This is a genomic window from Nocardia wallacei (genome assembly GCF_029869545.1).
Taxonomy (GTDB): domain Bacteria; phylum Actinomycetota; class Actinomycetes; order Mycobacteriales; family Mycobacteriaceae; genus Nocardia; species Nocardia wallacei_A.
In genome coordinates, this window is sequence record NZ_JARWQD010000400.1 from 1 (window position 1) to 12,911 (window position 12,911).

12 protein-coding genes are annotated in these 12,911 nt (G+C 69.5%); 5 read left to right on the forward strand and 7 right to left on the reverse strand.

Features of this window, described 5'->3' with window-relative positions:
* Positions 1-139: 139 nt before the first annotated feature.
* From QH290_RS37810 to QH290_RS37840, 7 genes are all read right to left on the reverse strand, one after another.
* Positions 140-820, reverse strand: a complete 681-nt coding sequence (locus QH290_RS37810) for an MspA family porin (RefSeq protein WP_280263697.1) — start codon at positions 818-820, stop codon at positions 140-142.
* Positions 821-881: 61 nt separating this feature from the next.
* A complete protein-coding gene (locus QH290_RS37815) occupies positions 882-1,559 on the reverse strand; it encodes an MspA family porin (RefSeq protein ID WP_280263699.1) in 678 nt (225 codons plus the stop codon).
* Positions 1,560-1,968: 409 nt separating this feature from the next.
* On the reverse strand, positions 1,969-2,190 hold the full coding sequence (locus QH290_RS37820; protein ID WP_280388204.1) for a hypothetical protein: 222 nt from the start codon (positions 2,188-2,190) through the stop codon (positions 1,969-1,971).
* Positions 2,187-2,681: a MogA/MoaB family molybdenum cofactor biosynthesis protein gene (locus tag QH290_RS37825; protein ID WP_114699514.1), complete on the reverse strand. Its 495-nt coding sequence runs from the start codon at positions 2,679-2,681 to the stop codon at positions 2,187-2,189. The genes QH290_RS37820 and QH290_RS37825 overlap by 4 nt, the downstream gene beginning before the upstream one ends.
* A gap of 95 nt (positions 2,682-2,776) precedes the next feature.
* Positions 2,777-4,387: a S1C family serine protease gene (locus tag QH290_RS37830; RefSeq protein ID WP_280388206.1), complete on the reverse strand. Its 1,611-nt coding sequence runs from the start codon at positions 4,385-4,387 to the stop codon at positions 2,777-2,779.
* Between the two features lie 71 nt (positions 4,388-4,458).
* Entirely contained in the window at positions 4,459-5,856 is a 1,398-nt protein-coding gene (locus tag QH290_RS37835; RefSeq protein ID WP_280263715.1) for a HAMP domain-containing sensor histidine kinase, read from the reverse strand.
* Between the two features lie 79 nt (positions 5,857-5,935).
* Positions 5,936-6,625: a response regulator transcription factor gene (locus tag QH290_RS37840; protein WP_280263705.1), complete on the reverse strand. Its 690-nt coding sequence runs from the start codon at positions 6,623-6,625 to the stop codon at positions 5,936-5,938.
* A 435-nt stretch (positions 6,626-7,060) separates the two neighbouring features.
* On the opposite strand from QH290_RS37840, the gene QH290_RS37845 reads away from it, so the two are divergent.
* The 5 genes from QH290_RS37845 to QH290_RS37865 are packed head-to-tail and all read left to right on the forward strand — an operon-like array spanning position 7,061 to position 12,647.
* A complete protein-coding gene (locus QH290_RS37845; protein WP_425303708.1) occupies positions 7,061-10,423 on the forward strand; it encodes an ATP-binding protein in 3,363 nt (1,120 codons plus the stop codon).
* Positions 10,420-10,824, forward strand: a complete 405-nt coding sequence (locus tag QH290_RS37850) for a roadblock/LC7 domain-containing protein (RefSeq protein WP_068014869.1) — start codon at positions 10,420-10,422, stop codon at positions 10,822-10,824. The genes QH290_RS37845 and QH290_RS37850 overlap by 4 nt, the downstream gene beginning before the upstream one ends.
* A gap of 8 nt (positions 10,825-10,832) precedes the next feature.
* The gene (locus QH290_RS37855) at positions 10,833-11,207 is read left to right on the forward strand and encodes a DUF742 domain-containing protein (protein ID WP_280266504.1); all 375 of its coding nucleotides are present in this window, start codon (positions 10,833-10,835) and stop codon (positions 11,205-11,207) included.
* Between the two features lie 4 nt (positions 11,208-11,211).
* The gene (locus QH290_RS37860) at positions 11,212-11,826 is read left to right on the forward strand and encodes a GTP-binding protein (protein ID WP_280266506.1); all 615 of its coding nucleotides are present in this window, start codon (positions 11,212-11,214) and stop codon (positions 11,824-11,826) included.
* 23 nt (positions 11,827-11,849) lie between these two features.
* Positions 11,850-12,647: an MHYT domain-containing protein gene (locus tag QH290_RS37865; protein ID WP_280266505.1), complete on the forward strand. Its 798-nt coding sequence runs from the start codon at positions 11,850-11,852 to the stop codon at positions 12,645-12,647.
* Positions 12,648-12,911 lie beyond the last annotated feature (264 nt).

A 12,911-nucleotide genomic window follows, 5' to 3' on the forward strand; every position in this document is an offset into this window, starting at 1 on the left:
CCCCTCCCCTACCACACCCCCCCCCCCCCCCCCCCCCCCCTCCACCCCCCCCCCCCCCCCCCCCCCCCCCCCCCCCCCCCCCCCCCCCCCCCCCCCCCCCCCCCCCCCCCCCCCCCCCACCGCGATATGACGCTCCGGCTCAGCCGAGGCTGAAGGGCTGGCCCCACACCGTCACCCAGGTGATGACGTTGTCGGTCTCGACCTCCACGTTGACGAACGAGCGCGCCTGCGCGTAGCCACCGCAGCCACTCAGGCCGATGGTCGAGTCGGCCCAGGACACCGAGCCGCTGCTGCCCTTGAACTTGTTGCGCTTCTTGTGCGACTCGTTGCCGAAGTCGTCCGCCTGCTCGAGGTCGAGGATGTAGAACGACTGCGCCTGGCCGGGTCCGAGGGTCAGGTCGCCGCCACCGGAACCCTTGATGGACGGGGTGACATTGCCTTCGCTGTCCCACTCGGCGCCGGCCTCGGGCCCGCCGTTGACGCCGCCGCCGTCGATGTTGACCTGGCAGCCCACGACATAGCCGGGGAAGATCGAGCCACCGGTGGCGGTGGTGTCACCGGAGATGTCGACGTGGGCGGTGCCGGAGACCCAGGCGTTGCGGTGCACCGGGGTCGAGCCCATCGACGGGTTGATGTTCGCCGACTCGCCGTCGACATAGACGTGCACCACGGTGCCATCGGACAGGGTCTTGGTGAGATCGGCGCCCGGCAGCGGCACGAACGTGTCGGCATTGGCGGCACCGGTGGAGAACAGGCCCAGGGCGGCGGTGGCGACAGCGCCGATACCGGCCGCGCGAACCACGGACTTTCGAATGTTCATAATGTGATCCCTCGAGGGTGAATCGCTTTACGCGGGAATGAGTTTGGCGGAATCGACAGCGTCAGCCGATGGAGAACGGCTGCCCGTAGAGGGTGGTCTTCGAGTAGTGGTTACCGACGACCTCGACCACGGTGTACGAACGCGCCTGGGCATAGCCCGCGCAATTCTGGATCTGGATCTCCGCATCCTGGTACTCGACCGAGTACCGACCGGGCTTGGTGATGTCCTTGTAGTCGATCTGGACGAACTTGACCTCACCGGGTCCGAGCTCCAGGCCGATGGAACCGCCGATGCTCGCGTCGGTCATGCTGATCCCGCCGGAGATACCGGCCGAGATCGCATCGGAACCGATGTTGACCTGGCAGCCGACGATGTAGCCGGTGTTGACCTGCGACGTTCCGTGCGTGGACGAGTTGTTGGTTCCCGGCGAATTCAGCGGGCCGTTGTTCGGGCCGACCTCCGCTTCCGGTGCGTTGGGCACATCGGCGAAGGCGTTACCCGACACCCATACGGTGCGCCCGGCGCCGTTGGCCGCCAGCGACGGTGAGATGGTTGCGTGCTCTCCGGTGCGGGTGATCACAACGCCGTTGGGACCCGCCTTCTGGCCGTCCGGCAACGGCACGAAGGTGTCGGCGTTGGCAGCACCGGTGGAGAACAGGCCGATGGCCACGGCTGCGGCCGCGCCGATACCCGCGAAACGGGCACCTCGCCGCAGACCGATGGTGCGGTTCTCGCTCATACTTCCCCTCATCAGGTTTTCTTACGTCAGCCTCGACCATCGAGGCTGAAAAGCGGTCCTTTCAGGCCCAGCTCAGTTTGTCGCTGGTTTGTTGCCGCCGTGTAACCGACGACGAACTTCCGGCAACGACAACCAACGGTCGGGACCGGGCTATGTCCCGCTGAGGTCGGCGCCGGCACGCCTTCCTCAAGCCGTTGGGAACCGCAGGTGGAGCAGCCCAAAGTTGGACATTAAACGCACCGGCGAGCGCGTGACAACGTAAGGCCCCGTAAAGGGGGTGTGATCTGGATCACACTACACCGGGCAACGCATCACGATTTACGCATAAATGCTGTGAGTGCTCGGATTCGAGCGGATTACGCTGCGATGGCGCATCTGAGCCGTCGTAATAGCTCCGTAATACACGGAGTCAGCCGTGATGAGGGGGTACCTGCGACCGCAACCAGTCGTCCGAGGAGACCGGTCGCTCGCCGTCGGGTCCGCGCTCGTCACTGGTTGTTTGCGGGAGGGTCTCGCCGAAGATGCGCGCGAGCCGGGCGGCCTCGGCCGCGGAACGCGAACGGCCCCGGGCCGGGCCGTCGGAACGGCGCGGACTCGGGGCCGGGTGCTCCTCGCGCGGCGTGTCCTTCACTCTTCCAATCCGGACAGTTCGTTGATGACCCGCGACACCAGCGGGCCCAGGGTGGCCATGCCGTCGCGGACGGCGGCGCGGGTACCGGGCAGGTTGACCACCAGCGTGCTGCCGGACACCCCGGCCAGGCCGCGAGACAGTCCGGCATCGAGCGAACCGGCGGCCAGCCCCGAGGAGCGCAGCGCCTCACAGATACCCGGCAGCTCGCGGTCGAGCACCTCGGAGGTGGCCTCCGGGGTGACGTCGCGCGGGGACATGCCGGTGCCGCCGACCGAGATCACCAGATCGACGCCCCCGATGACCGCGGTGTTGAGCGCGTTGCGAATCTCGACCTCGTCCATGGCCACCGAGACCGTGGCATCGACCAGGAATCCGGCCTCGGACAGCAGCTCGGTCACCAACGGCCCCAACGAATCCACCCCGCCGTGCGCGGTTCGGTCGTCGACGACCACGACAAGGGCACGGCCGGCGACAGCGGCATCGATTTCCATGTTGCTCACCGTAGCGTCCACCGCCGACATCGGCGCAGTGTCCCCTGGCCCGGGGCGGCGGTCGGCCAGCACGGTGACCGGGCGCGGGCGGTCGATCATCGGGGGGCTCCGTCCGCGGGTGCGGCGGCGAGGGTCACCTCGACCGTCTTCGAGTTCTGGCCCCTGTCGTCGGTATAGGTGATCTTCACCTTGTCGCCGGGCTGGTACGAGCGGATCGTGGCGACCAACGCATTACCGGAGTCGATGACCTGATCGTTGACCCTGGTAACAAGTGCGCCGGGCGGGATTCCCGCCTTGGCGGCGGGGCTGTCCGGAGCCACATCCTGTATCCGGGCACCATTCGCATCCTCGGCCCGCGACACCGTCGCGCCCAGCTGCGCATAGGTGGCATGCCCCGTCTTGATCAACTGGTCGGCCACGCGCCGAGCCTGATCGACCGGTATGGCGAAGCCCAGACCGATCGACCCGCTCTGCTGTCCGGTGAGTTCCGAGGAACCCAGCGTGGCGATCGCGGTGTTGATCCCGATCAGGTTCCCGTTCATGTCAACCAGTGCGCCGCCGGAGTTGCCCGGGTTGATCGGGGCATCGGTCTGGACCGCGGAGATCACCGAGCCCTTCGTCCCGCTGCCACCCTCCTCACCGCCGGTGGACACCGGCCGGTTCAGCGCCGAGACGATGCCGGTGGTCACGGTGCCCGCGAGCCCGAGCGGGGAGCCGATCGCCACGACCGACTGTCCGACCTGAAGGTTCTGCGAGGACCCCAGTTCGATCGGGGTCAGGCCGTTCTTCTCGGCCTTGATGACGGCCAGATCCGAGACCGGGTCGAGCCCGACGACGGTCGCGGGAGCGACGCTGCCGTCGCTGAACTGCACCTGGATCTTGGCGTTCGGGCCCGCTCCGCTGGCGACGTGGTTGTTGGTGAGGATCGTCCCGTCGGAGGTCAGCACCACCCCCGAACCCTCACCCTCGGCGCGGGCTCCGGCGACCCGGATCATCACAACGCTGGGCACCACCTTCTGCGCCACCGCGGGGACGGTCCCGGCGGGCGCGTTGGCAGCGGGCTGACCCGCCTTGGGCGGCGGCGCATTGAGCGCGTTCGTCGTGACCGAGCCGTTGTCGTCCGAACCGGTCACGAGCGCACCGACCGCCCCGCCGATCCCGCCACTCACCAACGCCAGCACGACAGCGCCCGCCACCAGACCGGTGCGACCGCGACGCGGCGCCGCGGCCGGGTACCCGGCGACCGGCTGCCCGGGCTCCCCCGGCGCCCCGTAACCCTGCGGGTAGGGCGGAATGGGCGCGGTGTGGTGGGCGCCCGGATCGGACGGGTAGGCCGCATGCTGCGCGGTCACCGGCTCGGTCGGCTGTCCGCCGGGCTGCGCATACGGCGACTGCAATGTGGGAGCACCGTGCGGGGGCACCGAGGGATTGGACTGCGCCTCACCAGATTGCGGCTCGCCAGAATGCGCCTCACCGGGCTGCGGCTGACCGGGCTGCGGCTGGCCGGGCTGCGGCTGGCCGGGCTGCGGCGCCCAGGGCTGGTTTGCCTGCGGCGCACCGGGATAGGGCTGATTCGGCTGTGGTTCGTCGGGCACGGCTGTCGGGAACTCCTCGGTCGGCTGTCGACCCGGTGCTTCGGGGTGCGAGCCCGGGCCGGGCGGCGCCTCGGCCGACTCGTCCCGCCTGTCCTTCGAATCCTCGGTCATTTCTCTCGTTTCTCCTCGAGTCTGTCGACCAGCTTGGTGACAAGGACTGAGAGCGGACTGAGACCGCGCTATCAGTTCTCCGTGAGAGCGGATGCGGCGCCCTCACCCGGCAGCACGATGCGGATCAGCGCGCCGCCGCGATCGGACGTGTCGATTGTGATCGTTCCGCCGTGCTTAGTCACGACTTGCTTGACGATGGCGAGTCCCAGGCCGGATCCGGGCATCGAGCGCGAGGCGGTGGTTCGGTAGAAGCGTTCGAATACCAGCTCGCGCTCGTTGGGTGGGATTCCGGGGCCCGCGTCGTCGACGGTGAATTCCAGTAGGCCCGGACCGGTTTCGCGCATTGCGACGCGCACCTGCGCCCCGGCCGGACTCCATTTCGCGGCATTGTCGAGCACATTGAGAATTGCGCGCTCCAATCCCGCCTCGTGTCCATAGACGAACCATGGGCGCAGTTCGGCGGCGAATTCGATGCCGGTGCGGCGGCGTCGCGCGCGTTCCAGGGCTCGCTCGGCCACCTCACCGAGGTCGACACGCTCGTAGACGGTCTCGGGGGCGTCCTCCCGGGCCAAATCCACCAGATCGCCGACCAGCGTGGACAATTCCTCGATCTGGGCCATCACGTCGGCACGCAGCTCGGCCATATCTTTCTCGGGGATCGGCGGGGCCCCCGGACGCTGCGAGGCGATCAGCAGTTCCATGTTGGTACGCAGCGATGTCAGCGGGGTACGCAGCTCGTGCCCGGCGTCGGCGACCAGTCGGCGTTGTCGTTCGCGGGATTCCGCGAGGGCACGCAGCATGGTGTTGAAGCTCTCGGTGAGCCGGGCCAATTCGTCGTCACCGGTGACCGGGATGGGGGTCAGGTCGTCGGTGCGGGCCACCCGCTCGGTGGCCGAGGTCAGCCTGGCGATCGGACGCAATCCGGTGCGGCCCACCGTCGTTCCGGCCGCGGCCGCCAGCACGACACCACAGCCGCCGATGACGAACAGCAGCAGCGCGAGCCGATCGAGGATCTCCTTGGTCGGTTGCAGCGATCGCGAAATCACCAGGGTGCTACCGGCTTTCGTGCGTTGCGCAAGAACCCGCTGGTTCCCGACGGTGCGCAACGAGTCATGCGAACGACCGTTCGCCACCGCCCACTCCGCCGCCGCGACCGGAGGATCCAGCGGTTGCGGTGGCCGCCAGGGGTCCTCCGCCCCCGGATAGATGATCGCGATGCCGAGATCGTTGGAGTACAGGCTGCTGAGGCCGACGATGACCTGGAACCCCTGCAGGTCGATATCGGCGCTGATCATGATGTCGGCGCGCGACCGCAGTTGGTTGTCGACGTCGGCGTACAGCGCGCGGGCCACCATGGCGTAGGCCGCGATCGAGGTCACCGCGACCGCGACCGCCACGACCGAGGCGGCCAGCAGGGTCACCCGCCAGCGCAGCGAGACCGATCGGGTCAGCGGCATGGGCGGGCGCATCTCGTGCGCCTGGACCCGCGGCCGCAGACCGGCGACGACCGGCTGACGCGGAACTGTCCTTCCCACAATTACGGCACTCCTACGGCGGCGTCTCGCGCAGCACGTAGCCGACGCCGCGCACGGTGTGGATCAGCCGGGGCTCCCCCTCGGCCTCGGTCTTGCGACGCAGGTAGCCGATGTACACCTCGAGCGCGTTGCCGGAGGTCGGGAAGTCGTAGCCCCACACCTCCTCGAGGATGCGGCTGCGGGTCAGCACCCGGCGCGGATTGGCCATCAGCATTTCCAGCAGCGAGAACTCGGTGCGGGTGAGGCTGATCGGCCGCTCGCCGCGCGAGACCTCGCGGGTCACCGGGTCCAGCGACAGATCGGCGAACGTCATCTTCTCCGAGGAGTCGATACCGGGATCGGCGGTGGTGCGCCGCAGCAGCGCGCGCAGCCGGGCCAGCAGCTCCTCCAGCGCGAAGGGTTTGGGCAGGTAGTCGTCGGCCCCGGCGTCGAGACCGGCCACCCGCTCGGATACCGAATCCCGCGCGGTCAGAACGAGAATCGGGAGGTCGTCGCCGGTGCTGCGCAGCCGGCGGCACACCTCCAGCCCGTCCAGCCGCGGCATCATCACGTCGAGCACGAGGGCGTCGGGCCGCTGGGCACCCACCTTGTCGAGGGCATCGACCCCGTCGACGGCCAGGTCCACGGTGTAGCCGTTGAAGGTGAGCGACCGACGCAGCGATTCCCGCACCGCGCGATCGTCATCGACAACCAGAATGCGCATGACTCTCAGTCTGACTGCAACGACTGAGAGTCGACTGAGAAGCAAACATCCGACACGCCGGGCGGTCCTGGGGCGATGACCAGTCCCTTTACCGATGGGCCGACGGTCGGCCGCCGGGCACCCTTCGAAACATGTTGTGCGCAGCTAGAATCGCCTTTCACGAGTGGCGATCTCCGAATTGCCGTCCCTGACTCCACACGGTATGTTGCCTGCCGTAAAAGAAGACCTCCAGTTGGTTCTACGCGGGATCCGCCCCACGAAGACCGCTACATCCTGGCAACGAATTCCAGCCTCGAGTCGGAGCTTTCCGGGCTGTGGCAGGTGTTGCGGTCGGTACCCGTCCGAGTGGACCGGAGGGCCAAAGCAAGCGGAGGCGACACAAGCGGGATGGGCAATGCACCGCGGCCGTGGCAGAGGAGTCTGTCCAACCTGTCCGTGACGAGCAAGGTCGGCATCGTCCTGCTGCTGCCCGTCGTGCTCGCCTCGGCGTTCGGTGTGCTGCGTATCAAGGACGAGCTGTCGACGATCTCGCAGTTGAACACGGCCAGCGAACAGGCCCGGATCATCCGGCCGATGCTGAACTACAGCACGGCCGCCAATCAGCTCGCGGTCACCGCGGCCGCCAGCGGCGGTGCCGGGGATCGCAGCGCCCAACCGGCGCTGGACCAGGACGCCGCCCACTTCGACCAGGCCCTGGCCGATCTGCAGGCGGCACTGCAGGTTTCACAGCTCGACAAGCGCGTCACCACCGCCATCACCAACGCCCTCGCCGCGGGACGCACCCTGCGCGACAGCCGGCACGGCACCGCGCCGTTCCAGATCGGCAGGCAGGCCGACGAGGTCTCCACCCATATCGATACCGCGATCACCGCGCTGCCCACCCCGAAGGAAACCGCCATCGAGCGGTATTACGTGCAGATGGGCGTCATCGCCATCGCGCGGCAGATGTTCACCCAGGAACAGCTGTGGATCATCAGCGGGGATCTGGGCAACAATCCGGCACTCGTGGCCCAGGCGCTGCTGTCGGCCGGTGGCGAGTCGGCCACGATCCATCAGTACGCCGCCGTCTACCCCGAGACGGCGGAGAAGCCCGATGTGCTGCTCGCCGCGCTGCAGACCCGCGTCGACGCCCTCAGCCAGGGCACGGCCGAACCGATCAGCGTGCCCGGGGTCGCCGAATCGCTGCAGACCAGCGCCGGTATCTACGCCGACTCCACCGATCGCCTGGTGGATCTGATCGATACCAGCCTGGCCGAGCGCCTGACCGACGCGCGTGGGCAGGTGCTGCGCGATGTGGCGCTGGTGGTGGTCACGCTGCTCGCCGGGCTGGCCCTGGCCCTGGCCGTGGCCCGCTCGCTGGTGATTCCGGTGCGGCGCCTGCGGCGCGACGCGTTGCAGGTCGCCCACACCGACCTGCCCGCCGAACTCGCCGTGGTGCGCGGCGGCGGCGCCACCCCGGAGATCGTCCCGGTCGACGTGCAGACCACCGAGGAGATCGGCCAGCTGGCCCGCGCCGTCGACGATATGCACCGCCAGGCCCTGCATCTGGCCGCCGACCAGGCGCGACTGCGGCTGCAGATCAGCAGCATGTTCGAGACGCTGTCGCGGCGCAGCCAATCGCTGGTCGAGCAGCAGCTGAATCTGATCGAGGACCTCGAGCGCGACGAGGACAACTCCGAACGACTGCAGAGCCTGTTCCGCCTGGATCACCTCGCCACCCGCATGCGCCGCAACGGCGACAACCTGCTGGTGCTGGCCGGGACCGCGCTGCGGCGCGGGCATCTGCCGCCGGTCCCGCTGTCGGACATGCTGTGGAGTGCGGTCTCGCAGGTGGAGGACTATCAGCGGGTCGAGATCGGGGCGGTGCCCGACGGTGTCGTCGCCGGAGAGCCCGCCGTCGACATCGAACATCTGCTGGCCGAGCTGATCGACAACTCGCTGCGCTACTCCCCGCCCACGACGCCGGTGGCCGTCTCGGTGACGCGGGCCGTGGACGGTGGCTATCTGATCGAGATCACCGACCGCGGCCTCGGCATGTCCGCGGAGGATCTGCGCACCATCAACGAGCGGCTGGCCTCCGGCGGCGAGGTCACCATCGAAACCGCCCGCCGGATGGGGCTTTTCGTCGTCGGGCGGTTGGCCACCCGGCACACCATCACCGTCAGCCTGCGCCGCACCTCGGCCGTGACGCACCAGTCCGGGATCACCGCCAGCGTGCACCTGCCCGGGCCGCTGGTGTCGCCGACGCCGGGCGCGGCCGGTGGGCCGCAGCCGATCACGGCGACCTTCGCACCGCTGACCTCGGGCCCGGAGATCACGGAACCGACCGCCCCGCAGCGTTCCTCGGGTGCCGCGTCGGCCCAGGCGGACTTCGGGGCGTTCGGGACGACCGGTTCGGGACTGCCGCAGCGGCGCCCGGCCGAGCCCGCCCCGCCCGGCGACACCTCCGCCGACATTCCCTTCGCGCTGCCGCAGCGGGGGGCGGCCGATCGGCAGGCGGAGGACGACAACGCCACGGGCACCTGGCCGCCGATCGCATCGCCGGACGGCCCGACCCAGCACCTTCCGACGCTGAACATGTGGTCCGGAACCGGCGATCGCACCACGCCGTCGCAGTCCGAGGAGCACGACTACCTCAGCGGCGAGCACAACGCCATCAGCACCGAGCACGACTATCTCGCCAACCGGCGCACCGCGTCCGCCGCCGAAGAATGGGACGAGACCGCCACCCCGGCCGAACAATGGGACAGCACCACGGCCCCCGCAGAACAACGGGACAACCGCACGGCCCCGGCAGAACAATGGGGCAACGCCGCGACCCCGGCCCGGCAATGGGACGACACTGCGACCCCGGCAGACCAACGGGACAACGCCGCAACCCCGGCGGGACAGTGGGAAAACACCGAGGGATCGGCCGGACAGCGGGACACCTCGACCCCCGCGGAGCAGTGGGACAACACCACAGCCCCGGCCGAACGGTGGAACGACACAACGGCATCGGCCGGACAACGAGACAAGTCCACGGCCTCGGCCGAGCAATGGAACGACACCGCAGCCCCGGCTGGACAACGGGACGACACCACCACCCCGGCGGAACGGTGGGACGACACCACAACTCCCGCGAGCGGCACCGCCGCACTGCCGAACCGGCACAGTGCGCTTCCGAACCGCACCCCCGCGCTCGAAAACCAGAGCACCCCACTGCCCGACCGCCACGCCACGCTCCCCGATCGGAGCACCCCGCTGCCGGATCGCGCTGCCACGCTCGGGAATCGGAACACCCCGCTGCCGAACCGCGAAGCCACGCTGTCCGATCGGGACACCGCACTGCCGGATCGCGATGCCGGGCTGCCGAATCGGAGTACCGCGCTGCCGAGCCGGGCCGCCGCGTTCGCGAACAGGGAAAGCGCACTGCCGAATCGGGATACCGCCGCGGCAGGGCAGAGCGATTCCGCGTCGTCCACTCCCGGGCCCACCACGCCGATCTATCAGCGCATGGTCTCGGAGTGGCTGGTGGAACCATCGTCGAGCAGCCCGGCCGAGATGTGGAACTCCCCCGCCGACGAGGGCTGGGCCGCGGCCGCCGATGCCGTCCGGCCACCCACCGACGCCCGCACCACCGGCGGGCTGCCGATCCGCCGGCCGGGAGCGCAGCTGGTGCCGGGCGGGCTGGCACCGGCGACCGATGCCGGTGCCCCCGACCCGGAGGAGATCCGCAACAACTTGTCCAGGCATCTGAGTGGTGTCCGCAGCGGACGAGCCGATGCCCAGCACAACGACGACGGAGGCTTGAGATGACCGACACCGAGCAGACCACGGACGAAAACCTGAACTGGCTGGTCGACCGCTTCACCCGGGAGGTCCCCGGCGTCTCGCACGCGGTGCTGGTCTCGGCCGACGGCCTGCTGCAGGCCACCAGCCCGAACCTGCCGTCGGATCGGGCCGAGCAGCTGGCCGCGGTCACCGCGGGCCTGGCCAGCCTGTCCTCGGGCGCGGCGCAACTGTTCAACGGCGGCAAGGTGATGCAGTCGGTCGTGGATATGCAGCGCGGCTACCTGCTGGTGATGAGCGTCGGCAACGGCTCGCACTTAGCCGTGCTAGCCAACAAGCAACACGACATCGGGCGCATCGGATACGAAATGGCACTGCTGGTCGACCGCGTCGGCGCGGTCGTACAAGCCACGGCGAGAGCGGTCTAGCGAAGGCGATGTCCAACTTCCACGGGGCCGGGCCCGGCCGGCCCACCACACGCGTCCGCCCCTATGCGCTGACCGCCGGGCGTACCCAGCCCGCGGTGGAGCTGCCGATGGAGGCGGTGATCGAGACGCTGCCCTACGCGAATCAGTTCGACTGGCCCGTCGGCGACGTCCGCACCGATATTCTGCGGCTCGGCGCCGCGCGGCTGTCGGTCGCCGAGATAGCGGCCCACCTGCAGCGGCCGCTCGGCATGGTCCGCGTGGTGATCGGCGATCTGGTGGTCGCCGGGACGCTGCGCGTGTACACCACGCTGAGCGACGATGCGAGCTTCGACGAGCGCCGATCCCTGATGGAAAGGACCCTGCGTGGACTCCGTGCCCTCTGATCCGGTGCCCGGCGCCGCACTCTCCGCCGCCGGGCTCGATACCCCCACCGCGTCTACCAAGATCGTGGTCGCCGGCGGGTTCGGCGCCGGCAAGACCACGTTCGTGGGCGCGGTCTCGGAGATCGTGCCGCTGCGCACCGAGGCCATGGTGACCGGGGTGTCCGACGGCATCGATGACCTGTCGGCCACGCCGGGCAAGGAAACCACCACGGTCGCCATGGATTTCGGCCGCATCATCCTGCCGGGAAATCTGACGCTGTACCTGTTCGGCACGCCCGGGCAGCGCCGGTTCTGGTTCATGTGGGACGACCTGATCCGCGGCGCCATCGGGGCCGTGGTGCTGGTGGACACGCGCCGCATCGAGGACAGCTTCGCCGTCGTCGACTTCTTCGAGGCCCGTTCGCTGCCGTTCCTGGTGGCGGTCAACCGGTTTCCCGATGCCCCGCGGTTCCCGGTCGACGAGCTGCGCGAGGCGCTGTCGATCCGCGAGGACGTGCCGGTCGTCGACATCGATGCCCGGGAAGCCGACGAGGTGCGCCGGTCGCTGGCCGCGGTGACCGAGTACGCGATCGCGCGCCTCACCGCCGCACAGCAACAGCAGACCGTCGCGCCGGGCTGAGGGCGGCGGGGAAGGACCAACGGATGATCTATTTCGCCATGGGCTACTGGGTGCTCGGCCTGGCCGCGGGCGTCTCGCTGGCCGGGGGCGTGGTCGGGCTGGCGTGCGTGCGGCAGTCGATGCTGTCGGTCACCGCGCGCTTCCGGTTGGTGTGGCTGACCGCGGCGGCGGCCTCCCTGGGCGGCGTCGGGACCTGGCTGGCGGTCTACGTCACGATGCTGGGCGTCGACGTGCCCACCGGCGAAATGCACTATGACGTGGCGCGGATCGTGCTCGCGGCGTTCATCGCGGTGGCGGCGGTGCTGGGCGGGCTGCTCGTGCGCGGGCGGGTGGCGGATCCGAAGCGGCTGGCCGGGGGCGTCGCGGTGATGGGCCTGGGGCTGGGCCTCATGCATTTTCTCGGCATGGGTGCGATCCGGGTGCAGGGTTCGGTCGAGGTCAATCCGTGGGCCGGTGTCGGCGCGACGGCTATCGCGCTGCTGATCTCGTTCGGCGTGCTGTGGGCGACCGCCCGGTTCCGGCCGCTGCCGGTGCTCATCGGGGTGGGGGTGCTGTTCGCGATCGCGGTCAACGCGCTGCACTACGTGGGGCTGTCGGGCGTCGATATCCAGGTGGACCCGGCCGTGCTGCCGCCCTCCGGCGAGGTGCTGTTCACGCTGTTCGTCCCCGTGTTCGCCATGGGCACGCTGTCGCTGGCGATCCCGATCACCGCCATCCTGGTCGCCCCCGACCGCAGCCGCTCCCCCCGCCCGGCCGTCCCCACCCCGGACGACGCCCGCCCCGCGACCCCCCAACGCCGCACCCCTTCCCCGGTGAGCTGATCCCGGCCAAAAGCATGCCGGGAATATGAGAGGGACGGAGCGCGCCAGGACTATGAGACTGAGCGCGCCGGGACTATGAGAAGGACGGAGCGGGCCGGGGACGCGAGTTGAGCGTGCCCGGGAGAATGTGACGAGCACGCCCGGCGACATGAGACGAGCGCGCCCGGCAACACCGGTCGAGCACGCCCGGGGTTATGAGGTGGGGGTGCTCGGGGGTGCGGGGGGGTGCGGATGATCGGCGAGTCGGGGCGGGGGGGCGGGGGG

Coding starts and splice junctions, on each gene's coding strand:
- QH290_RS37865 (WP_280266505.1), top strand. CDS start 11,850: ATGATCTATTTCGCCATGGGCTACTGGGTGCTCGGCCTGGCCGCGGGC.
- QH290_RS37830 (WP_280388206.1), bottom strand. CDS start 4,387: ATGACCGAGGATTCGAAGGACAGGCGGGACGAGTCGGCCGAGGCGCCG.
- QH290_RS37835 (WP_280263715.1), bottom strand. CDS start 5,856: ATGCGCCCGCCCATGCCGCTGACCCGATCGGTCTCGCTGCGCTGGCGG.
- QH290_RS37815 (WP_280263699.1), bottom strand. CDS start 1,559: ATGAGCGAGAACCGCACCATCGGTCTGCGGCGAGGTGCCCGTTTCGCG.
- QH290_RS37825 (WP_114699514.1), bottom strand. CDS start 2,681: ATGGAAATCGATGCCGCTGTCGCCGGCCGTGCCCTTGTCGTGGTCGTC.
- QH290_RS37840 (WP_280263705.1), bottom strand. CDS start 6,625: ATGCGCATTCTGGTTGTCGATGACGATCGCGCGGTGCGGGAATCGCTG.
- QH290_RS37855 (WP_280266504.1), top strand. CDS start 10,833: ATGTCCAACTTCCACGGGGCCGGGCCCGGCCGGCCCACCACACGCGTC.
- QH290_RS37810 (WP_280263697.1), bottom strand. CDS start 820: ATGAACATTCGAAAGTCCGTGGTTCGCGCGGCCGGTATCGGCGCTGTC.
- QH290_RS37850 (WP_068014869.1), top strand. CDS start 10,420: ATGACCGACACCGAGCAGACCACGGACGAAAACCTGAACTGGCTGGTC.